This window comes from Microbispora sp. H10670 (assembly GCF_014161385.1).
Lineage (GTDB): Bacteria > Actinomycetota > Actinomycetes > Streptosporangiales > Streptosporangiaceae > Microbispora > Microbispora triticiradicis.
The window spans coordinates 181,850-204,544 of record NZ_JABBWW010000008.1 but is presented as its reverse complement, the minus strand read 5'-3'; the positions used below and the strand labels follow the sequence as shown (position 1 = coordinate 204,544).

Here is a 22,695-nt window from a genome sequence, read left to right as displayed (position 1 = left end):
ACCCGGCCACGGACGTCGCTCCGCGGCCGGATGCGGTATGCAGGACGCATGACGTCACCTGATCCGCACCGGGCGGTGGAGGCGGTGTGGCGGATCGAGTCCGCCCGCGTCATCGCCGCCCTGGCCCGCATGGTGAACGACATCGGGCTGGCCGAGGAGCTGGCGCAGGACGCGCTGGTGGCCGCGCTCGAAGAGTGGCCCCGTAAGGGAGTGCCGGACAATCCGGGGGCCTGGCTGACGCTCACCGCGAAGCACCGGGCCCTCGACCGGTTCCGCCGTCGCGACATCTACCAGCGCAAGCTGCGGGAGATCGGCCGGGACCTGGAGCTCCGCCAGGAGTCGGCGGAAGCCGAGCTCGACGACGCCCTCGACGACCACATCGGCGACGACCTGCTCCGCCTGATCTTCACCGCCTGCCATCCCGCGCTCCCCGCCGAAGGCCGGCTCGCGCTCACCCTCCGCCTGCTCGGCGGCCTGTCCACCGCCGAGATCGCCCGCGCCTTCCTCGTGCCCGAGCCCACCGTCGGGCAACGCATCTCACGCGCCAAGCGCACGCTCGCCGACAAGAAGATCCCGATCGAGCTGCCGCCGCCCGCGGAGCTCCCGGCGCGGCTGGCCTCCCTTCTGGAGGTCGTCTACCTGATCTTCAACGAGGGGTACGCCGCGACCTCCGGCGACGACTGGATCCGCCCGTCGCTGTGCCAGGAGGCCATGCGCCTCGGGCGTGTCCTGGCCGGCCTCATGCCCGCCGAACCCGAGGTGCACGGCCTCCTGGCGCTCATGGAACTCCAGGCGTCGCGCATCCCGGCCAGAACCGCCCCCGACGGCGCGCCCGTCCTCCTGCTCGACCAGGACCGCGGTCGCTGGGACCGGCTCCTGGTGCGCCGCGGCCTGGAGGCGCTGCGCCGCGCCGAGGAACTGGGCACGCTCGGGCCGTACGGGCTGCAGGCGGCCATCGCCGCGTGCCACGCCCGCGCGCTCACCCCGCGGGCCACCGACTGGGAACGCATCGCCGCCCTCTACCGGCTGCTGGCCCACCTCACCCCGTCGCCCGTCGTCGAGCTGAACCGGGCGGTCGCGGTCGGCATGGCGTACGGGCCCGCGCGCGGGCTGGAGATCGCCGACGGCCTCAGGGACGAGCACGCCCTGCGCGGGTACGCGCACCTGCCCGCCGTACGCGGAGACCTGCTGGCCAGGCTCGGCCGGTCCGAGGAGGCGGCCGCCGAGTTCCGCCGCGCCGCCGAGCTGACCCGGAACGCACGCGAGCGCGACCTGTTCCTCGGCCGCGCCACCGCCCTCTCGGCCTGACCCGCTCCACAGGGAAGTTCCGGGGCCCGGTCAAGACCTGCGACGTCGTGATGGGGGCGGACTCACAGGGCGCGGTGCATGATGTGCAGACCCACGTAGCCGCGCACGGGGTGGCGGAAACCCTCCGGCAAGGTGCCCAGCACCTCGAATCCGAGCGAACGGTACAGTCCCACCGCGCGCACGTTGGTCTCCACGACCGCGTTGAACTGCATGGCCCGGAAGCCGGCCGCCCGCGCCCATCCCACCGCGTATTCGCCGAGCGCACGGCCCACTCCCCGCCCCTCGTGAGCCGGGTCGACCATGAAACTGGCACTGGCGATGTGTCCGGCGTTGCCCATGTGGTTGCGGTTCATCTTGGCCGTGCCCAGAATCGTGCCGGAGTCGTCCACGGCGACCACCGTGCGGTTCGGCTCGGGCAACAGCCACCAGTCGCGCCCCTCTTCCCTCCCCAAATCCACGGGATAAGTGAAGGTTTCCCCGGCGGCCACGATGCGGTGGAAGAAGGGCCAAATGGCAGGCCAGTCGGACGCGTGGGCCTCTCTGATCAGCATTCTCCGTGATTCCCCCTGATCGCCCTGACTGGGCACACAGCCGGTGTAAAGCCCGGCACCTCTACCGCACGGCTTCGCGGTCGCCCGCTCCCCGCCGCCGGCCGCGCCGGTCAGGGCCGGTCGCCCTGAGGGGAGGAGCGCAGTTCGACGCAGCACTCTCCCGGCCGGGGCACCAGGACGGCCTGCACCTTCGGGGCCTCCAGGCCGGTGAGCACGCCGTCGAGGAAGGCGTGGTTGATCCCGCAGACCAGTTCGGGGGCCCGCGCCGCGAGCGGATGGAACGGGCAGTTGCGCAGCCGTACGCAGGTGGCGGACTCCCGGCTGGGCTCGAAGCCGTGCCGCGACAGCAGGGCTTCGAGCAGCGTGAGGGCGCGCTCCGCGCCGAGCCGGCCGGGCTTGGCCCGGGCGCGTTCCGAGGCGCCGAGCTCTTCGCCGCGCCGGCCGGCCACCCGGACCGCCGACTGACGGGCGCTCTCACCTTCGCCCTCCGCGAGGACGGCGTCCATGAGGATGCCGGCCAGCACCTCGTGCCGCCGTTCGGGGATCGTGACGCGGATGTCGGTCTCGGCCGGCTCGTAGACCTTCGGCGTGCGGCCGACCTTGCGGATGCCGCCCACCGGCTCGTAACGGGCGCGCAGCAGCCCGGCGTCCACCAGTTTGTCCAGGTGGAAGGCGGCCAGCTTGCGGGAGATCCCGACCGAGGCGGCGGCCTCGTCACGGGTCACCGGGCGGTGCGCCCTGCGGATGTAGGCGTACATGCCCCGGCGCAGCACGTCGTCGAGCGCGGCCACCGCCGTGATCGCGGGATCGGTCGTCACCCGGTCACGATAACGCCCGCGACTGCGGTCGGAAAACCTCAAGCCCTTCAGTTCGCGGAGTCCCTTGACCACCGGAGCGAATAAGACCAACATTTGTTGGCGTAACTAGCGGACGCATGCGGAGGTCGACGATGGCCGGTGGAGCACTGCACGAGGCGAAACGACCGGTCAGCGCGGTCCTGGCCGGGCCGTACGGTCATCCGTTCCATCCGATGCTGGTCACGGTGCCCATCGGGGCCTGGGTGGCGAGCATGGTCTTCGACCTCGCCTCCAGGTTCGCGCCCGATCCGGGCTTCCTCGCCGAGGGCTCGAAGTGGCTGATCGCCATCGGCGTGCTCGGCGCGCTGGCCGCGGCGTCGGTCGGCTTCCTCGACCTGTTCGCCATCCCGGCCGGCACGCCGGCGTTCCGCACGGGTCTGCTCCACATGGGCCTGAACCTCGTGATCACCGCCGCGTACGCCGCCGGGTTCCTCTGGCGCCGGGCCGGCGAGGCGGCGGGCCCGGTCGAGCTCGGCCCGCTGCTGCTCTCGGCGGGCGGCCTGGCGCTGCTCGCGATCTCCGGCTACCTGGGCGGCAAGCTCGCCTACCGCTACGGCGTACGGGTGGCCGACGAGGTCACCCAGGCCGGCGGTTTCCGGCGCTGACCCTCATCCACCATCACAGGAGGAGAACTCATCATGGCTATCGCGGCACTCGTCACCTGGCTGCTCACCGCAGTGGGCGGCTTCGTGATGCTGGGCGTCTGGATCGCCAGAGGCGGCCGGCGTACCAGCCGCTTCTCACCAGGGCTGATCTTCGGTCACTTCGCGCTGGCCGCCGCCGGGCTGGTGGTGTGGATCGTGTACCTGTTCGCCGGCATCGACGCTCTGGCGTGGGTCGCGCTGGTCCTGCTGGTGCCGGTCGCGCTGCTGGGCTTCGCGATGTTCGCCCGGTGGATCCCCGCCTACCGCTCCCGTACGGCGGTGGCCGGCGGGCCCGGCGCCACCGGTACGGCGGGACCGGCCGAGCGGCACTTCCCGGTCGTGATCGTGGCCGGACACGGCCTGCTGGCAGTGGTCACCGTGGTCCTGGTGCTGCTGACCGCGCTCGGCATGGGCGGCGGCTGACCGCGCTCGGGTACCCGGATGATCGACGAGCCGTGTGACGGTGTGGACCTGGCCGCCGCCGAGGGGCGGCGGACCGTCATCGGACCCGAGCGGTTCGACCCCAGCCGTGCCATGGCCCTGCTGAGGGGGAGCCCCCCGGAGGCTCAGTCTCGGACGAGCACGTGCTCTCCGTTCCCGTGCACGCGCATCAGTTCTTCGAGGAGGGATCCCTTCTCAAGGCCGTGCGGCCCGGCGATCGGGCCGAGATTCGGTCCGGCCGCGCGGATCGCGGCGAGCCACCGTGGGTCCGAAACGCCGGCGGCGCTCACGGCCTCGCACCACTGATCGAACTCCAGCACGTCGGCGGCGCCGATGCCGATCGCGTGGGCCAGTCGCTCAAGGTCGTAGATGTCATCGACGATGATCTGTTTCGTCGGTTCCGGGTGCGCGAGTCCGGTGACGACCCTGTCGACCACGGTCCGGACATCGCAGACCGGCAGGCCGCCGACGAGCCGGGGCAACGCGCCGATCTTCCGCGAGTGCCGGAGCAGCTGGAAGTACTTGTCGTTGCGGAGGAAGCCCCCTTCCTGGGGGCCGTGGCCGTACACCAGCGACATCCGGTGCACGTCGACCGCGCAACCTGCCCTGGTCAGCTCGTCCAGATACATCTCGCACAGCAGTTTCGACTGCGAATACGGCTCGGGGACCGCCGCGACACGCTCCACGGTCACGGGGTCGAACAGCGCTCCGCTCGAAGCGGCGGAGAGGAACGCGAACTTGCCGGCCCCCGCGGAGGACGCCGCGAGGGCCACCTGCTTCGTCGCGGCGACGTTCGTCGCGACCTGCCGTTCCAGCGGAAGGAGGTGGTTGACCTCGTATCCGCAGTGGATGACCGCGCCGAAGTCGAGTTCTCCGTTCTCCGCCGCTCTTCCGAGCTCCTCGAACGTGACGACGTGGACGTTCCGGTAGTCCTCGCTTCCGCGCCCCCACCGCTTGGCGTGTACCGCCGGCAGCGCTTCCGGAACGCCGGTGGTGGCGACGTAGACGTGGTCGAAGACATCGAGCGCGCGGTCGAGCACACGTCCGCCCACGAAACCGGACGCGCCGGTGATCAGTACGCGTCGCCGATCGCCTTCCGCTCCGGCCCGGCGCGTGACCAACGCCACGTGCCAGGCGTCGAGCTCCTTCTCGGCGGCACGCACCACGGACGCGACGGTGCCGCTCCCCGGATCCCGGCCTCCGTTGAGCGCCGCGACGAAACCGTTGACGGTGAAGTCGTAGTCAAGCGCTTCCAACGCCGTCTGGACGACCTCCTCGCCGTAGTGCTCGCCAAGCCGCACCTGAAGGGAGACGAGCGTCAGAGACCCGCCGCCCGCGTCGTAGACGGACGCGTCGGGATCCAGTGCCTGTCCGAGCAGCTCTTCGGCGATCCCTCGGACCCGATCGAAGTCGGTCATATCCGGTTCGGTGACCGCGTCCGGGGAGAGCCTCCGGCCGTGCTCGTCACCGATCAAGCAGGTTATGGCGTTCTTGTCTGCCTTTCCACCCACTGTCAGAGGCATGGCGTCAAGCCGCACGACGAGATCGGGGAGTTCCCACATGGGCGCGAGCCGGCGCAGACGCGCCATGATCTCCGCTTCGCCGGGTCCGTCGACATGGGCGAGGACGAGGCGCCCGCCCGCGACGAGTATCGCGACACGGAAGCCGAGTCCCTGGGAGAAACGGGTCTCAAGGCCGGTCAGGTTGACCCGGTGACCCAGACGTTTGATCTGGTCGTCCGTACGGCCGATGTAGGAAAGCCGCCCGTTCGCGTAGGAGACGAGGTCTCCGGTGTGGTACGCGGGAGCGTCGTCGATGGTGCGGAACCGGCTCGCCGTCGCTTCGCCGTCCCCGTGGTAGCCGAGGGCCACGCCTGGACCGACGATGACGAGCTCTCCCGTGCCGGCATCGGCGTACCGCCCGGTCTCCGCGTCGAAGATCCGCAGGCCGTACCCGTCGATCGGGGTACCGATGTCACCGACGTGCTCGATCACTTCGGCGATGGAGAAGCACACGGTCCCCTCGGTGGGGCCGTAGGCGTTCAACACCCTGGCGTGCTTGAGCGCCCTTTCGCACTCCGGTTCGGTCAGCGCCTCGCCGGCGAAGACGACGGTGGAGAGCGTGCGGACGGCCTCGGGGGCCAACCTGGCGTACACCGAAGGGGGCAGCGTGGCGAGGTCGCACTGGCGCGCGAGCAGGCAGTCGTTCACCGCGCCCAGCCAGGAGCGATCCGTACGGTCGGGGACGACGATCGTGGCCCCCGCGTAGAGCGTGGCCACCAGTTCCGAGATCGAGGCGTCGAACGCGAGAGAGGAGAACTGGAGGACCCGCAGACCGGGGCGCAGGCCGAACGCCGCGGTCTGGGCCCGGCAGAGCGGTTCGAGCCCGCGGTGGCCGACGTCGACCAGTTTCGGTTCTCCGGTCGAGCCCGAGGTGAAGATCGAGTAGGCGATCGGTTCCCGGGTGTCCTCAAGCGTCGGCGCCATAGGCGCGTCGGCCGCGATCCGCTCCAGCGGACCCGCGACGATCACCTCGGCGTCGGTCAGCCGGCGCAGGGTGCCGGCGAGCTCCTCGTCGAAGCACACGACGACGGCCGGCTTGGCGCAGCGGATCTCCTGGCTGAGCCGGTCGACGGGGGAAAGAGCATGAACCGGTGTGTATATCAGCCCGGATCTCAATGTGGCGATCGCCCAGACGACGCTGGCGAGGCTGTGGTCTCCCACGATGACGGCCCGCTGTCCCGGCCGGGCGCTGCGGCTCAACCGGGCGATGACGCGCTGGGACAGCAGGTGCAGATCCGTGTAGTCGTAGGTCACGTTCCCGCTGGTCAGAGCAGGAAGGCCAGGATGGCGGCACAGCGCTTGCTCGATGATCTCAGACATGCGCAACATCTACTTGGCAAGCCTTTCACATGTGTGTCCGGTGATCCGAGAGATTGAGTGGCCTCGGAAGCTCCCTGTTCGAGCCGCAACCTGAGCCGGCCGTCGCCGTTGAATCGATGCGTATTCGGGCCTCGCCTCGGCCTTTCGGCAAGACCACAGGAATTCGGTCACTTCACGTGCAGAAGGGCGGTGACCAGGTTCAGCCAGGAGGAGCCGGTCGGGGTGAAGTGGAGGCGGAAGCGCGGGTGGGCCGGCCTCCAACATTGTTCGCATGGCGGTGTTGAAAACGTAGCAGGATCGGCCGATACGCGTAAGAGCTGAACGACGGGGATCCCGCGTGCGTTGACAGCTCCGAAACCGGCTGCCTAGTGTCACGTGAAGTTGTCCGGCTGGAGAATGAGGGAAGGCCAGTGGAATACGCCCTGCGCGGCGGTGCGCCTCCCACCCTTCGGGAGATTCACCGATTTTCCTCTCAGTTGAACCTCGAATGCGACATCAATCATCGCGCGGCTTACCTGGGTGATGTCCGGGGCGATCCCATGGCGCTGCGGTTGGAATTCCTCGCCATGATCAGGAAAACGGGTGTCACCCGCGCCCTCGCGTATGCACTGGATATCCCCGAGGAATCGGTGACGACAGGGTTCGAGGTCGGCCGGCACCCTTTGCCGGACGATCCGGACCTGATCGCGGAAGCTGCGACGTCCTATCACAATGCGCATCCGCTGGCCCTCAACGAGGTGCTGCGTGTCCGGCTCCAGCTCGTCGAGGGCGGAAAGTCCCTGCTCTTCTGCAAGCTGAATCATCTCTCCACCGACGCACGGGACGCGGCGGAGCTCTTCGCCGGGATACGCGGTTACTTCGGCCGCCGGGCCGCGATGTCCTCCGGAGGCTTCTCGCAGACGCCGGAATACCACCGGCGCTTCGACGACCTGCCGCGCGCCGACCTCGATGCGGTCGAGAAGGCGCTGGGCGAGGTGGCGACACCCGGGATCCGCGGGATCCCACTGATCGCCAGGGCGCGGACCCGCCAATTCGCGCTCCGGGACGGCCTGACCTTCGACGAGGTCCTGGCGTCGGTCGCCCGGGCGCTGGCGCCGTGGGCCGGAAGCCAGGTGGTGCTCCACTATCCGTACACGCACAGGACGTTCCGCGCCGCGCCGGGGCCGTTCGTGGAGATCAAACCGCTCATCGTCGACGTGGCCGCACTGGAGAGCGACGGACCGCCCGGCCTGCGCCGCCGGCGGCAGGTTCTGGAGAGTTCCGGCCGCTTCGACGCCAGCGAGCTGACCGGATTCAACGCGGAACTCAAGCGGCGCAGGGTCCCACGCGTCATCGTGTCGGACACCACGCTTTTTCGTCCGGAGGGTACGGAATGGCAGTGGGTGCCCACAAGAAGCGCGCGCACGTATGACGACCTGAAATTCTACGTGGACCGCACCCGGGGCCACGGTCTGGCTCGGGTCCAGTACAAAGAGGGGTTTCTCGGATCCGGCGTACTGGAGGACGTCGTCGCGCGGGTCCAAGCGGGAATCGGATGTGCGTCAGGAAGCGATCGGCGTCCCTAGCTCTTCGGTGACAGGTCATGCAGGAGGTGGAGTCGTGAATATCTTCCTTTCCGGGCAGGGAGGGTTCGCCACCGCGATGGCGGAGGCGCTTCAGGCCGATCGGCATCAGATCGTCGGTGTCTCCTCGCCGCCCCTGAAGGCGCGCCACGGGGACGAGGACAACCCCCTGGCCTGGGACAGGCTGCGCTCCTGGGCGTGTCCCCGGCGTGTTCCGTGGGTCCCGGCCGCGTTACTCCGTGCGCATCAGATTCCGGAGCACACGGACGTCGTTCTCGCCGCGCACTCGCACGCGTTCATCGGGCGGGCGACCCGGGCCCGGGCGAGGGTGGCCAGTCTCGGGTACCACCCGAGCCTCCTGCCGCTGCACAGAGGCAGGGATGCGATCAGGTGGACCATACGGGACGGCGACCGGGTGAGCGGTGGCACGGTCTACCACCTCACGGAACGGACGGACGCGGGCCCCATCGCGGCTCAGGAGCACGTTCTGGTGCCGAGGGGCGTCGATGCGCAGTACCTGTGGCGGGAACTGCTCGCCCCGCTCGGCATCCGGCTGGTTCTGCGAACCCTGCGCGACCTCGAACGGGGGGTGCGCATCGAGGTTCCGCAGGACGAGGCGCTCGCCACCTGGGAGCCGGCGATGGACGCCCTGCCCTTGTTCAAACCCGAACTCGGCGCTCTCACCGCCGCGTCCTCCGCCCAGGTCATCAGTGATCGCTGGGCACTGGTCGACCACGGTGCCCGCCCTGCGGACTGACGAGACGCGGAGGACGCGTCCGATCGTGTCCCCGGCCCGCATCGCCTGGCAGCGCCGCGCGGCCGTGAGGCCAGCGTAATTCTTCGGCGGAGGACCGGGAAGCTCTGTGGACGCCCGCAGGGCCCGACCGGCGGCCTCTCGTACGCACGGTGGCGGCGGGAGGCGATGAAACCGCTCTCCCCTTCGTCAAACAGGTCACTTGACGGATGGTCAACGATCTTATTACGCTTTCGACGCGGCATGATCAATATGGGAAATCTCCATATTGCTCATGCGTGCATGCAAAGACAGTATCACGTCTTGCGCGGGGGTATATCTGCTCGTGGTCACTAAAAAACAGGAAGCCCAGCAGAAACAGAGCGCCTTGGCCCGGAATCTTCTTTCCGACGCTTGTTCGACCTTCGTGGTTCCCATCTCCGCGCTTCTCCCGGCCGATTCACCCAGATTAGCCGGAGAAAGCGCCGAACACACGCGTATGCTCGCTGAATCCGAGGCTGAATTCCCCCCGATCATCGTCCACCGGCCGAGCATGCGGGTGATCGACGGTATGCACCGGCTCCAGGCGGCCGTGCTGCGGGGCTCCGAGACCATCGAAGTGCGGTTCGTCGAGGACGGGGAGGGCCACGACCTGTTCGTCCTGGCGGTGGCGGCGAACATCAAGCACGGTCTGCCGCTCACCCGGGCCGACCGTCAAGCCGCTGCCGAACGCATCGTCTGCTCCCATCCGCAGTGGTCGGACCGCGCCATCGCGCGGGCGACCGGCATAGCCACCAAGACGGTGTCCGCGATCCGGGCACGTCTCGCGGACCGGATCCCCGAAACGCGGGGCAGGATCGGACGGGACGGCAGACTGAGACCACTCGACGGGACCGAGGGACGCATCCTGGCCGGCGAGATCCTGCGCGCGGATCCGGACGCCTCGATCAGGCGGGTGGCGAAAGAGGCGGGAATCTCCGTTGGCACCGCGTTCGACGTGCGCAGACGCCTCATGAGCGGAGAGGACCCCGCGCCGGCCGCCCTGGGCGGCGAGTGCGAGGAGCCACCGGCCGGCTCGCCGGTCCAGGAGGAGGCGGCGGAGCAGGACGTGTCCCGTGGCACGTCGTCATCGCCGGCGCGGCGCCGGGCCCAGGGCAGGCGGGCGGCTCAAGAGGCGTCGGACATCCTGAAGATGCTGATGAAAGACCCCTCTCTTCGGTACACCGATTCCGGCCGCGTCCTGCTGCGCCGGTTGTCCAGCCTCGGAATCGGCATTCTCGAGTGGGAGGACAAGGTCGAGGCGGTGCCCAAGCACTGCGCACACGCCGTCGCCGACTACGCACGCCAGGTCGCCGACTCCTGGATGCAGTTCGCGGAGCAGTTGGAGTCGAGCGCGCCAGGCGCCTGAGAGTCCGAAACTTTCGGCGTTCAACCGAAAGCTGTTGCCAGTTGAACGCTCTGCCCGAGGCGGCGACCATGGCCGCGCCGGGCGTGGAACGCGTCCAGGGTGACCCGGCGCCGGCCGCCTCCTGTCCAGGAGTCCGGCCGGCGGCGGTTCCGCTCGTAGCCGTGCCCGCCGCATATCGGGACCAGTATCAATCGCATGGCCGGACCAAACAAGCCCGGCGAATTCCGAGGCTCCGACTTCGCCGTCATGGCGCACCGCCGGATTGACATTTTGATCGGATATGCGTTCACCTGGACCGGTGAAGGTTCCTGCCGCTGTTCGATCCAGGGTGCCGTCCATGTCGCGTATTTCCCGTTCGATCTTCATATTGGGGGCAGACCGTGCATAACATCACCCGTGAGTACCAGCAGGAGATATGGGCGAAGGTCTCTTTTCCGGATGGTGAACTGGAGCACAGCCGGGACCTTTACCACCGCTTCGAGCGTGATTTGAAAGAGGCCAGAGAGCATCAGCGGCGGCTGTACGCGAATTGGGTGTCCAAGGGTTTGGATCCGCAGGTCTGCGACATCGAGGCGGAGCTGACGTACCTGCGCATCCGGCAGTCGCGCCCGGAGAACGTCGTCGAGATCTCCAGCGGCAGCGGCTGGTCGACCTCGTGGATACTGCGGGCGCTCGCCGACAACGGGACGGGCCGGTTGCACTCCTACGATCTGGTCGACGACAGCGTCCGGAACGTCCCGGCGGATCTCGCGGCGGATCGCTGGCACTTCCACCAGGGGGACGTTCGCGAGTCGACGGCGGCGTTGCCCGAGTCGGCCGACTATCTGTTTCTGGACTCGGATCATTCCGCGCAGTTCGCGGAATGGTATCTGGCGGAGATTCTGCCGCGGTTTCCGCGGGCCCAGGTGAGCGTGCACGACATCGTCAAGTGGCCCGACGAGTGGGGCTGGGGCGAGGAGAGCATCGTGCTGTGCCGCTGGCTGGCGGAGCAGGGGATTCCGTGCTTCACCGCGGCACGCGCACTGCCGGATGTGGGTTTCGCCGGCTTGACGGCACTTCGGGAGAGCCTCGGCATCAACTCGTTGCACTGGGAAGACTACAACTCGATGATCTTCTTCAGCCTGTGAGACGCCGATTCCCAGCCGGGGCTGTGGAAGACGGAGGTGATGAATTGTCCCTCGAGGCGAGGGTAGATTTCGGTACAAAGCATCAGGAGATCCACGGCTTCGGTTTCTGCCAGGCTTTTCAGCGCGCCGCCGTCATCCGGGAGTTGCCCAAGTCCTCCCGTCAGGAAGTGCTCGACCTGCTCCTCAGCCCGGCGACCGGGGCCGGCCTCAGCATTCTGCGACTGTGTATCGGTTCCTCCGCGGACGGCGTCTATCCCAACCACAGGTCCATCCAGCCCGCGGATCCAGGCGGTCCGGCGGCGCCGCCGCGGTACGTCTGGGACGGCGACGACAGCGGGCAGGTGTGGCTCGCCAAGCAGGCGCAGGCCTACGGAGTCAGCCGGTTCTACGCCTCCGCGTGGAGCGCCCCGGGATACATGAAGGACAACGGTTCGGACGCCGACGGCGGCACCCTGCGTGGCCTGCCGGGGGTCCTGCCTGCGGGCGACGACTGGCGCGAGGGCTACGCCGAGTACCTCCTGCAGTATGTCCGGTTCTATGCGAGTGAGGGGATCCGGATCACCGACCTCGGCTTCGCCAACGAACCGGAGATCGCCAGGCCGTACGCCACCATGCAGCTGAACACGGAGCAGATGGTCGACCTCGCCAAGGTCGTGGGTCGTGCTGTCAACGGCCAGGGGCTGCCGCTCAACGTCGTCTGCTGCGACTCGCTCGGCTGGAACTTCCAGGCGGAGTTCACCGCCGCGATCGAGGCCGACCCGCTGGCCGCCGCCAGCGTGGCCATCCACGGCGCCCATCAGTACGGCAGCCGGGCCAACGAGCACGAACGCATGGCGCGCAGCCCGTTGCCGACGCGGCGGCCGAACTGGATGACCGAGTGGTCCCCGGACGTCCTGGGCGACGGCTGGAACGCGCGGTGGGACAGCGGCGACCCGACCGACGGCATCGCCGTCGCGCGGAACATCCACGACTGCCTGACGATGGCCGACGTCAGCGCCTACATCTACTGGTTCGGAGCGTCACCGGACGCCGACACCCGCGCGTTGATCCGCATCGACGGGGAGCGGTTCCACGTCTCCAAGCGGCTGGGGGCGGTGGCCGCGTTCAGCAGGTTCATCCGTCCGGGCGCCAGGCGGGTCTCCGCCCACGTCAGCGATGGCGCCGTCAAGGTGTCCGCCTTCGAGAACCCCGACTCGTCCCGCGTCGTCGAGTTGCTCAACGACGGCCACGAGCCCTCCGACGTGGACGTCTCAGCCGGCCCGTACGCGTCGTGGGCGGGCGCCGCCGCCTACCTCACCGATTCCTCCCACTCGCTGGACCGGACGCACACGGCTCGCCCGGCCGCGTCCGGGATCTCCGTGCGCGTTCCGCCGCGGGCGCTGCTGACGATCGTGGTACCAGGGGGACCGGGGGTGGCGGGCGTCAGATGAAGGTTCCGTTCAACGATCTGGCTCGGTCGATGCCACGGGACGAGGTCTGGTCCCGCGTGCGCGAGGTGCTGGAAGACGGCAGGTACATCTCGGGCCCCGAGGTCGCGGCCTTCGAGCGGGAGTTCGCGCGATACTGCGGCGCCGGTCACTGTGTCGGCGTCAGTTCGGGTACGACCGCGTTGCAGGCGGCGTTGCTCGCGTTCGGGGTCGGACCCGGTGACGAGGTCATCACGGTGTCCGCCACCTTCATGGCGACCACCGCCGCCATCGTCCACGTCGGCGCCGTGCCCGTGTTCGTCGACATCGATCCCCGGCACCGGACCATGCGCGCCGACGCGGTGGAGCCCGCCGTCACCTCCCGGACCCGGGCCATCGTGGCCGTGGACCTGTACGGCCATCCGTCGGACATCGGCCCGATCACGGAGGTGGCCCGGCGGCACGGGTTGACCGTCATCTGCGACGCGGCCCAGGCGCATGGGGCGTCGTACCACGGCCGGCGGGTCGGATCCCTGGCCGACGCCACGACGTTCAGCTTCTACCCGTCCAAGAACCTCGGGGCGGTGGGCGACGCGGGCGCGGTGACCACCGACCGTGCCGACATCGCCGACCGGATAAGGGAGCTGCGCGACCACGGCCGGCGCGCCGACCGGGACGACCACGTGCGCGTGGGGTACAACTGGCGGCTCGACGCCATACAGGCCGCTGTGCTGCGGGTCAGGCTCCGCCACCTGGACGGGTGCATCCGGGCACGGCGCGAGGCGGCAGCCCGGTACGGCCGGCTCCTGGCGCGGTCACACCTGGATCTGCCCACCGAGGCCACCGGCGTCGAGCACGCGTACCACCTCTACGTCGTCTCCGGCGCCGATCGCACGAGGATGCGTGCGGCGCTGCGGGCTCGGGGAATCGACACGGCGGTGCACTATCCGACTCCCGTCCACCTGCTGTCGCCGATGCGCCCCTATGCGCCGGCGGACCACAGCCGGCGGCTGGCCGTCACCGAGGCACTGGCCCGGGAGTGTCTGTCCCTGCCCATGTTTCCCGGCATCACGGCCGCCGAGCAGGCGGCGGTGGCGGACGCGGTCCACGAGGCGGAGTCGAGCGCGAGGCGCGTCCATCGATAGACGCGTCGTCTTCGGGCGCGTCGTCAGGCGCGTCCGTCGTCAGGCGAAGGCACGGAGTCCGCGGCACCGCCGACCGCCGCGGACGGTCGATCGACGGCAGGAGCAGGAGCGGGCGTTGCACAACCGCGCATTCACGAGGATCAGCCCAGGAGGTGGACGGTGCAGGCCGGTGCACGAGTCGCGGTCGTCGGTGGTGGCATCTTCGGCGTCACGTCGGCTCTCCATCTTGACCGCGCAGGCTACGACGTCGTGTTGTTCGAACGCAACAGCGACCTGCTGCTGGGTGCCAGCAGCACCAATCAGCGGCGGCTGCATCGCGGCTACCACTATCCGCGCAGCATCGACACGGCACGCTCGGTGCTGGACGGCGTCGGGTCCTTCGCCGCCGAGTTCCCGGAGAGCGTCGTGTCGTCGTGCCGGCGGTACGTGGCGATCGCGCGGGAGAAGAGCCTGGTCGACGCGGAGACGTTCCTGGGCTTCCTGGACCACATGGGCCTGGAGTATTACGAGCAGTACCCTCCCTTCCTGCGCCGCGAATCCGTCGAGATCTCCCTGCGGGTCGAGGAATCCGGCATCGACGTCGAACGGCTCAGGGGGCTGTGCTGGCGCAAACTCCGGCGGAGTCTGGTCGAGGTGCGTCTGAGAGCTCCGGTCGAGCTGTCCGACCTGGAGGATTTCGACCACGTGGTGCTGGCGACGTACGCCGCGCTCAACCACATCGAGACCACGATCCCCGGCCGTGCCATGCAGTACAAGTTCGAGGTCTGCGAGAAGCCGGTGGTCAAGCTGCCGCCGGAGTACCGGGACACCAGCCTGATCATCCTCGACGGGCCGTTCATGTGCATCGACCCCATCGCGGGCACCGACACGTTCCTCTTCGGCAACGTCGCGCACGCCATCCACGCTTCGACGGTCGGTCTGCTGCCGCTGGTACCCGAGCCGTTGATCGGCCTGGTCGACAACGGGCTGCGGCGCAACCCGTCGCCGACCAACTTCCCCCTCTTCGTGGCCGGCGCGTCCGAGTTCCTCGTCGGAATCGAGGAGGCCGATCACATGGGATCGCTGTTCACGATCCGGGCGGTGCTCCCGCACGTCGAGGACACCGACGCCAGACCGACTCTGGTCCACAGAATCAACGAGCGGGTGACGTCCGTGTTCTCCGGAAAGATATCCACATGCGTCGACGCCGCCCGTGAAGTGGTGCGAATCGTCGGGGATCCCACCGCGGCGAGCCGCCCGTTGTAGGTAATTGCCCGATTGGCAGTCAAGGCGAATAGGATGTTGACTCGATCATGAAGATAATCACTGTAGCAACCGATTTAACGCATCCATTTCTCGTCCGCCTTCTCAATCCGTCCTGCGAGGCGGTCGACCTCGAACTCGTCGTCCTGCACCCCGAACAGTCGGCGTACCAATTCGCCGACAAGCGGCGGATGCTGGCCGAACAGCTCCTCCGCGTCGCCGCCCGCGACGAACTCGTCGTCGTCACGGACGCGTACGACGCCCTTTTCATCCGTGGCCAGCGGCACATCGAAGCCGGCTACGAGCGGTACGACCAGCCCGTCGTCTTCAGCGGCGAACTGAACAGCTGGCCGCTGGGCCCGGTCGGCATGGCGCTGCACCCGGGCCCGCCGGCCGGCCGGTATCCGTACATCAACACCGGCGGACTCATCGGACCCGCCGGGGACATCCACGACCTGTGCGTCAAGTACGCGAAGGCCCCGACGGACCAGTTCGAGCTGCTCGTGCACCTGCAGGCGCACGGTTACCGGTACCACGAGCAGTTCAGCTGGAGCGACCAGTACCACTGGACCCTGGTGAGCCTCCTCGAACGGGAGATGGTCGGCATCGACCACGACGCGGCGATGTTCGAGTGCTTCGGACCGGTGATCCCCGACGTGGTCTACAGCGAAGTGATGCGTGACGTGCACGACTTCGCGGAGCGGGGGGTCGAGAGCGACGCCTACCAGAGGGAACGCGACGAGCTGCTCGCCCGTCTCGAAGTGCCGAGCGGCGCGGCGCACCTGCATTTCGCCGGCTCCATCACCAAGGCCGCGACGCTGGAGTTCCTGGACACGGAGCAGCTGCCCGAATGGCTGAGTGTCGCGCACGCGGCCGGGCCCACGCCGGTGCGCCCCGGCCAGATCGTGCGTATCTGAGCCGGTGGCCTTCGACGGCCGGACATCGTCCCGGCCGCGCACGGGAAGGCGTGGACCACGGACCTGCCCACCGTCTGACGATTTCCACTATTCCCAAGGGATTGACTGATGGACCGCGACCTGAGCTGGAAGCCGGGTGAGCCGTTGGACCCGGCCTTCGTCGACCGCGAGCTCGGCGCCAGAGCCGACCTGATGCGGGGCGATTTCTCCCGATGGCAGGGCCCCGGCGGCTGCCAGCTGCGGGAGAAATTAACCGGATATCCTGAGCGGCTTTTCCTTTTCCGGCTCGAAGGCCGCGGATGGTATGCGGGCTACAAGACCATCTCCGATTACGTCGTCGACGCGAACATGCCGGGCGTGTTCTGCAGCCGGATCTACTGGTTCAACGTGGTCGGGCTGGTCGACTCCGTGCGGGTGTCCGACGAGGACGCGCGGGTCGTCTTCCGGCCGCTCGACGTCGCCGCGCGCCGGACCGCGTTCGACCTGATCACCCCGTTGACCGAAATCGTGCATCCGTTCGGCAAGCAGCGAGATCCGGGCCGCGAGAAGACCAGCCCGCCGGACGGCTGGCTGGTCAGCGACGAACGCGCCGCGTTTCTCGCTCTGGGCGAGCAGCACATCCGGCGGTACACCAGGGAGGTCTTCGAGCCGCGGTTCGCCTGTCTGGACGCGGACGTCCTCGCCTACGACCCGGCGTGCTCCACCGGCCGGTTCCTGCGCGACTTCGCGGCCCTGAACCCGGCCCGCATCCGCACCGTCGGCCAGGATCTGAGCAGGCAGATGGTCGACTTCGCCGGCAAGCACATCGAGCGCGTGTTCCACGAGGACGCGATGCGGCCCGCGGTCGCCCCTGCCAGCGTGGACATCCTGTTCAGCCGATTCCTCAACTCCGAGGTCGTCTCCACCGCCCGGGCCCGGGAGATCCTGCCGGGACTGGTCCGCACCCTCCGGCCGGGCGGGCTGATGGTCCTGCTCGGCCACAGTCCTCTTCTGGTGGACGCCGCCGACCTGGCGGACGCCGGGCTACGGGTGACGCAGACCGTCGCGCGGGCCGACGACTACCTGTTCCAGTACTACATCTGCGAGCGCGGAGACTGACATGACGCTGTCCTTGAAGGGGAACGTGATCGCGGAGCCCGCGGTCGCCGGGTGGTACGCCTGGTCGTACCTGCTGCCGCCGCACACGCTCGCCAAGTACTGGCAGAACCACTACCGGCCGCTGGTGGAGTCGTACCTGGCCAATCCGCAGGCACACCGGACGGCGCTGAAGCAGGCCCGCTTCCGAGGCGGTCCGTTCGTCCACGAACGGGACGGCTCGTACGAGGCCATCAAGCGGTGGTACGACGCCGCGGCCGAGCGGTACGCGCCGCTGACGGAACTCGCCGCCGCCATCGACGAATTCGAGAAGACGATCCTCCCCGCGCAGACCGGTGCCTCGATGGAGGACGCCTACCAGCGGTTGCCGGAGCCGCTGGCCGGCCGTGTGGAGATGTTCTACGGACGGGACAACCGCACCCCGGACTACCGGTTCATCGAACCTCTCCTGTATTCGTCCCGCTACTTCGACAGCGGCTACCAGCAGGTCAGGTTCTCCGTCGTCCACCAGGACACCCGGGAGTTCGCGCTGACGACCCCCGTGCTGGAGTACGGCCCGGAGCAGGTGCTGGTCACCGTCCCGCTGGACTCCGAGCTGCTCGACGCGGTGTTCCGGGGCGGGCTCACCACCGAGGAGCTGGACCGGGTCGTCGCCGGGCTCGGCCTGGCAGGCGAGCGCGCCGAGGTCTTCCGCACGTTCTTCGAGCAGGACGGGGAGCCGCCGGTCCGTCCGACCGGCGACGTCATCGAGTACGTCGGCCACGCGTGCGTGTACGTCCGTCATCGAGGTGTCTCGTTCCTGGTCGACCCCGTGATCAGCTACGGCGGCTACTCGGGGGGCGCGCCGGGCCGGTTCACCTTCGACGACCTTCCCGAGCACATCGACCACGTGCTGATCACGCACAACCACCAGGACCACATGCTGCTCGAGACCCTGCTGAGGATCAGGAACCGGGTGGGCCGGGTGGTCATCGCGAAATCCTCCCATTCGAGCCTCGTCGACCCGGACCTGCGGCGGATACTGCGCGTGCTGGGTTTCCACGACGTCGTCGAGCTGGACGACCTCGAAACGCTGGAGACGCCCGGTGGGACGATCACCGCTCTGCCGTTCCTCGGCGAGCACGGCGACATCAGGATCCGCACCAAGTCCGGCTGGCTGCTGGACCTCGACGGCAGCCGGGTCCTGTTCGCCGCGGACTCCACCAACATCTCGCCGCAGCTCTATCCGCAGGTCGCCGCGGCGGTGGGCAAGGTGGACACGGTGTTCATCGGGATGGAGAGCGTCGGCGCCCCGGTCAGCTGGCTCTACGGGCCGCTGTTCCCCGAGCGGCTGGAACGCAGGATCGACGCGGGGCGGCGGTTGCGGGGCAGCAACTTCGAACAGGCGGCGGCGATAGTCGACGCGCTGGGGGCGTCCAGGGTCTACGTGTACGCCATGGGCCAGGAGCCCTGGCTGGGCGCGGTGATGTGCGTGGACTACGACGAGAGCCACCCCGCGATGGTCGACAGCGGCAAACTCGTCGACTACGTCAACGCGCTCGGTGGCACGGCCAAGCACCTCTACCTGCGCGAGTCGCTCAGGTTGCGGTCATGACCACCGGAGGACACGTCATCTGCGTCGGGTTCCACGCCGCCGAGGCGCACGCGGTGGACTTCGACCTCCACACCGTGACGGCGGTGATGTCGAGGGGGAGCGCGGCCCGCCTCCCCGCGGAGGTGGCAGGCCGGTTCGCGCGGATCGCACCGCTGGACCTGGACTCCCGGGACCTGGACGCGTACGACCGCGCCTCCGGCCGCATCTGCGAGCTCGCCCGCGAACTGGCCGGCGAGTTCGGCCCGCCCGCCGGCGTCATCGGGCTCTACGAACACACCACGCTGCCCGCGGCGCGCCTGCGCGAGCACCTCGGCGTCGGCGGCACGAGCCCGCGAACCGCGCGGCTGTGCCGGGACAAGGTGGGGATGAAGCGGGTGCTGGCCCAGGCCGGGGTGCGGGTGCCGCGCTTCCTGCCGCTCGGTCCGGACACCCCCCGCGAGGACCTCGCGCGCTTCGCCCGCCAGGTGCCCGGCCGGATCGTGGTGAAGCCGCGGAGCCAGGCCGCGAGCCTCGGCGTACGGATTCTTGAGGGCGCCGGGGAACTGCTCGCGCTCGCCGAGGCCGGCGGCATCGGCGAGCGGTACGAGGCCGAGGAGTTCGTCGAGGGCTCGGTGTTCCACCTCGACGGTGTCGTCCGCGACGGCGTGGTCCGCTGGTTGTGCCCGTCCAGGTACGTCACCACCGCCTTCGCGTTCCAGCACGAGCGCAAGCCGATGATCTCGGTGGTGCTGGACGACCGGGCGCTGGCGACGCGGATGTTCACTTTCGCCGAGACGGTCCTCCGGACCCTCGGGCTCACCGACAGCGTCTTCCATCTGGAGCTGTTCCACACCCCCGACGACGAGATCGTGTTCCTGGAGATCGGCAACCGGTTCGGCGGCGCCGGCGTCCCGGTCCACCACCGCACCAGCTACGGCGTGGACCTGCCCCGGGAGGCCGTGCTGGCGTGCACCGGCGGGCCGTCGGAGCTGGCGGGACCGGCGGAGACGCACCGCCACCCAGGCCTGCCGGCGTCCGGATGGATGTTCGTGCCGCTGGACGAGGCCCGGAGATGCCGGGTCGTCGAGGTCCGCGGACTCGGCGACCTGCCCGGCTCGGTGGCGTGGTCCGCCGTCCCCGCGGTGGGCGACGTGCTCGACGGGTCCTCGGACGTGTGGAACACCGCCGGCAGGTTCGTCGTACTCGGCGAGTCGGCCGCGGCGGTGGAGAACGACATGAAGAAGATCGCCGCGACCTACTCGGTCAGCGTGACGGGAGACTGACATGAACACCAGGCGGTTGGGAACCTATCTGGGCGTCGCCGTCGACGGGTACCGGCTGGATCCGGCCGATCCGGAACTCGGCGCCTTTGTGGACGAGCTGCTCCGGCGGCACAAGGTCGTGGTTTTCAAGCAGCAGCACCTCGACCGGCACGCCTTCGCGAAAGTGGCCAGGCGGATCGGCCGGCCGGAGGCGCATCCGTTCATCTCCGAGGACGATCCGGTGGTCCATGGGATCTCACCGTTTCAGCCCTATCACGAATATCCGGAGATCACCGGCATCTACCACGACGAGAAGCACACGGGAAATCTCAACGTCTGGCACAGCGACCTGTACTGGCGCAGGGTGCCTCCGGGCCGCCTGATCCTGCGGGCGGTGCAGATCCCGCCGTGGGGTGGCGACACCTGCTGGGCGGACATGGGCGCGGCCTACCGATCGTTGTCCGACGAGTTGCGCTCGGAACTGGACGAGTTGCGGGTGGTCCACGACTGGATGCGGATCTATTCCTCCGCCTTCGCCGACGACGAGACACGCGGCCGGATACGCCAGAAATATCCACCGCAGACGCACCCGCTCGTGTTCACGGATCCGTCCTCGGGGGAGAAGGTGCTGTTCTCCAACAAATCCTCCGCGATCCGCATCGAGGGCCTGGAGGAGCAGGAGAGCCGGCGCATTCTCGACATGGTGCATCTGCTGGCCTGGCGGCCGGAATTCCAGTGCCGCGTCCAGTGGGAGGCAGGAGACGTCGCGATCTGGGACAATCTTCGCGCCCAGCACTATGCTGTATCCGATTACCGCCCGCACATTCGAAAGATGGAGCGCATTCTCTTGGAAGGCGAACCCATCCAGTGACGACCCAGGTCATCGTGCTCAACGGTGGATCCAGCGCGGGTAAATCCACGATGGTGCGCCGCCTCAAGGAGATCCTGCCGGACCCGTGGATCAGCTTCGGCGTCGACGACCTGATCGAGCGGCTGCCGCCTTCGATGCTGGAGTCGGAGTCGGGACTGACCTTCGGGCCCAACGGCGAGGTCAACGTCGGCGACGAGTTCATGCGGCTCCAGGACGCCTGGATGCGCGGCATCGCCGCGATGGCCAAAGCCGGGGCACGGATCATCCTCGACGAGGTGTTCCTCGGGGGCGGTGTCTCCCAGGAGCGCACCCGGCGGTACCTCGAAGGCCTCGACGTGCTGTGGGTCGGCGTGCGCTGCGCCCCGGAGATCGCGGCGGAGAGGGAGATCGCACGCGGAGACCGGGTGATCGGAATGGCGGTGTCGCAGGCCGAGGTCGTACACGAGGGAGTCGTCTACGACGTGGAGGTCGACACCGGCCGTGCAGAGTCGCTGGAGTGCGCGCGGGCCGTCATGGCGTACCTGTCCGAGGCCGCGCGCGCCGGCACCGTCCGCGCATGAGACGTCACGACGAGAACGACCGCGGATTCGCCAGTGACAACTGCGCGGGCGTGCCCCCCGAGGTGATCGCCGCCGTCGTGGAGGCGAACGGAGGCCACCAGAGGGCCTACGGCAAGGACGTCTACACCGCGCACCTGATCGAGGTGATGCGTGCGCATTTCGGCGAGCAGGCCGAGGTCTTCCCGGTCTTCAACGGCACGGGCGCGAACATCACGGCTCTGACCGGCATGCTTCCCCGATGGGGAGCCGTCATCGCCGCGGACAGCGCACACCTGCACAACAGCGAGAGCGGCGCGCCGGAACGGGTCGGCGGGTTCAAGCTGCTGACCGTCGACGCGCCCGGCGGAAAGCTCACCGTCGAGGCGATCGACCGCGAGGCGTGGGGCTGGGGCAACGAACACCGTGCGCAGCCCCTGGCCGTGAGCATCGCTCAGAGCACCGAACTCGGCACGCTGTACAGCGTCGAGGAGATCCGGGAGATCGCCGACCACGCCCATGCCAAGGGCATGACCGTGCACATGGACGGTGCGCGCGTGTCCAATGCGGCGGCCGCCCTGGGTGTCCCGTTGCGGGATTTCACCACGGATGCGGGGGTCGATGTCCTCAGCTTCGGGGGCACCAAGAACGGCATGCTCTTCGGCGAGGCGGTCGTCGTGCTCAGGCCGGGGGCCGTGAGCGGGCTCGCTCACCTGCGCAAACAGCACATGCAACTGGCCTCGAAGATGCGTTTCGTCAGCGCGCAGTTCATCGCGCTGCTCGACGGCGATCTGCACCTGCGCCTGGCGAGCCGGGCCAACGAGATGGCGGCGCGGCTGCGGGCGGCGCTGGAGGAGCGCCTGGCCGCCGGCGAGATCAGCGGACTCCGCTTCAGCCAGCCGACGCAGACCAACGCCGTGTTCGCCGTCCTCCCCCGGGAGGCGGCGGACCGCATCCGTAAGAGGGTGCGTTTCTACGACTCGGGCCGCCTCCCGGGTGAGGCGCGCTGGATGACCGCGTTCGACACGACCGAGGCCGACGTGGACGCGTTCGTCGAAGTGATCCGCGAGGAGCTGGCCGGCTAGTCACCCTGTCGGGGATCTCGGTCGTGGCCCGCGGTGTCGCCGAGAGGATT

20 protein-coding genes are annotated in these 22,695 nt (G+C 68.8%); 17 read left to right on the top strand and 3 right to left on the bottom strand.

What is annotated here, in order from left to right:
• Positions 1 to 48 precede the first annotated feature (48 nt).
• Entirely contained in the window at positions 49 to 1,308 is a 1,260-nt protein-coding gene (locus HHX33_RS14525; protein WP_182875051.1) for an RNA polymerase sigma factor, read from the top strand.
• Between the two features lie 62 nt (positions 1,309 to 1,370).
• Here the strand turns inward: HHX33_RS14525 and HHX33_RS14520 are convergent, their stop codons facing one another.
• Both HHX33_RS14520 and HHX33_RS14515 read right to left on the bottom strand, forming a co-directional pair.
• Positions 1,371 to 1,859, bottom strand: coding sequence for a GNAT family N-acetyltransferase (locus tag HHX33_RS14520; protein WP_182875050.1), 489 nt, complete (start codon positions 1,857 to 1,859; stop codon positions 1,371 to 1,373).
• Positions 1,860 to 1,969: 110 nt separating this feature from the next.
• Positions 1,970 to 2,677: a helix-turn-helix transcriptional regulator gene (locus tag HHX33_RS14515; RefSeq protein WP_220501819.1), complete on the bottom strand. Its 708-nt coding sequence runs from the start codon at positions 2,675 to 2,677 to the stop codon at positions 1,970 to 1,972.
• A gap of 131 nt (positions 2,678 to 2,808) precedes the next feature.
• Here HHX33_RS14515 and HHX33_RS14510 point away from each other — a divergent pair, with 131 nt between their 5' ends.
• Positions 2,809 to 3,321 carry a DUF2231 domain-containing protein gene (locus HHX33_RS14510; RefSeq protein ID WP_138461598.1) on the top strand — a complete coding sequence of 171 codons (513 nt, stop codon included), beginning with the start codon at positions 2,809 to 2,811 and terminating at the stop codon, positions 3,319 to 3,321.
• A gap of 33 nt (positions 3,322 to 3,354) precedes the next feature.
• The gene (locus HHX33_RS14505; protein WP_182875048.1) at positions 3,355 to 3,783 is read left to right on the top strand and encodes a hypothetical protein; all 429 of its coding nucleotides are present in this window, start codon (positions 3,355 to 3,357) and stop codon (positions 3,781 to 3,783) included.
• A 143-nt stretch (positions 3,784 to 3,926) separates the two neighbouring features.
• Here HHX33_RS14505 and HHX33_RS14500 read toward each other — a convergent pair whose 3' ends face one another.
• Positions 3,927 to 6,683: an AMP-binding protein gene (locus HHX33_RS14500; RefSeq protein ID WP_182875047.1), complete on the bottom strand. Its 2,757-nt coding sequence runs from the start codon at positions 6,681 to 6,683 to the stop codon at positions 3,927 to 3,929.
• 410 nt (positions 6,684 to 7,093) lie between these two features.
• Between HHX33_RS14500 and HHX33_RS14495 the strand changes: the two genes are divergently transcribed.
• The 14 genes from HHX33_RS14495 (at position 7,094) to HHX33_RS14430 (ending at position 22,645) form a co-directional block, all read left to right on the top strand.
• A complete protein-coding gene (locus HHX33_RS14495) occupies positions 7,094 to 8,248 on the top strand; it encodes a hypothetical protein (protein WP_182875046.1) in 1,155 nt (384 codons plus the stop codon).
• A gap of 34 nt (positions 8,249 to 8,282) precedes the next feature.
• Positions 8,283 to 9,002 (top strand): formyltransferase family protein, encoded by a 720-nt coding sequence (locus HHX33_RS14490; RefSeq protein ID WP_220501818.1) that lies wholly within the window; start codon positions 8,283 to 8,285, stop codon positions 9,000 to 9,002.
• A 322-nt stretch (positions 9,003 to 9,324) separates the two neighbouring features.
• Positions 9,325 to 10,386, top strand: a complete 1,062-nt coding sequence (locus tag HHX33_RS14485) for a ParB N-terminal domain-containing protein (protein ID WP_220501817.1) — start codon at positions 9,325 to 9,327, stop codon at positions 10,384 to 10,386.
• Positions 10,387 to 10,766: 380 nt separating this feature from the next.
• Positions 10,767 to 11,513 (top strand): class I SAM-dependent methyltransferase, encoded by a 747-nt coding sequence (locus tag HHX33_RS14480; protein ID WP_182875044.1) that lies wholly within the window; start codon positions 10,767 to 10,769, stop codon positions 11,511 to 11,513.
• Positions 11,514 to 11,680: 167 nt separating this feature from the next.
• Entirely contained in the window at positions 11,681 to 12,943 is a 1,263-nt protein-coding gene (locus tag HHX33_RS14475) for a glycoside hydrolase family 30 beta sandwich domain-containing protein (RefSeq protein WP_220501816.1), read from the top strand.
• A gap of 29 nt (positions 12,944 to 12,972) precedes the next feature.
• Positions 12,973 to 14,064, top strand: coding sequence for a DegT/DnrJ/EryC1/StrS family aminotransferase (locus HHX33_RS14470; RefSeq protein WP_220501815.1), 1,092 nt, complete (start codon positions 12,973 to 12,975; stop codon positions 14,062 to 14,064).
• Between the two features lie 159 nt (positions 14,065 to 14,223).
• On the top strand, positions 14,224 to 15,309 hold the full coding sequence (locus HHX33_RS14465) for an FAD-dependent oxidoreductase (protein WP_165900518.1): 1,086 nt from the start codon (positions 14,224 to 14,226) through the stop codon (positions 15,307 to 15,309).
• A 47-nt stretch (positions 15,310 to 15,356) separates the two neighbouring features.
• Positions 15,357 to 16,223 (top strand): glycosyltransferase domain-containing protein, encoded by an 867-nt coding sequence (locus tag HHX33_RS14460; protein ID WP_182875041.1) that lies wholly within the window; start codon positions 15,357 to 15,359, stop codon positions 16,221 to 16,223.
• 108 nt (positions 16,224 to 16,331) lie between these two features.
• Complete coding sequence (locus HHX33_RS14455) at positions 16,332 to 17,321, top strand: class I SAM-dependent methyltransferase (RefSeq protein ID WP_182875040.1); 990 nt, start codon at positions 16,332 to 16,334, stop codon at positions 17,319 to 17,321.
• A gap of 1 nt (position 17,322) precedes the next feature.
• Positions 17,323 to 18,912 (top strand): MBL fold metallo-hydrolase, encoded by a 1,590-nt coding sequence (locus HHX33_RS14450; RefSeq protein WP_111698967.1) that lies wholly within the window; start codon positions 17,323 to 17,325, stop codon positions 18,910 to 18,912.
• A complete protein-coding gene (locus HHX33_RS14445) occupies positions 18,909 to 20,174 on the top strand; it encodes an ATP-grasp domain-containing protein (protein ID WP_182875039.1) in 1,266 nt (421 codons plus the stop codon). The genes HHX33_RS14450 and HHX33_RS14445 overlap by 4 nt, the downstream gene beginning before the upstream one ends.
• A 1-nt stretch (position 20,175) precedes the next feature.
• A complete protein-coding gene (locus HHX33_RS14440) occupies positions 20,176 to 21,024 on the top strand; it encodes a TauD/TfdA dioxygenase family protein (RefSeq protein WP_182875038.1) in 849 nt (282 codons plus the stop codon).
• Complete coding sequence (cpt, locus tag HHX33_RS14435) at positions 21,021 to 21,584, top strand: chloramphenicol phosphotransferase CPT (protein WP_182875037.1); 564 nt, start codon at positions 21,021 to 21,023, stop codon at positions 21,582 to 21,584. The genes HHX33_RS14440 and cpt overlap by 4 nt, the downstream gene beginning before the upstream one ends.
• A complete protein-coding gene (locus HHX33_RS14430) occupies positions 21,581 to 22,645 on the top strand; it encodes a threonine aldolase family protein (protein WP_182875036.1) in 1,065 nt (354 codons plus the stop codon). The genes cpt and HHX33_RS14430 overlap by 4 nt, the downstream gene beginning before the upstream one ends.
• Positions 22,646 to 22,695: the final 50 nt, after the last annotated feature.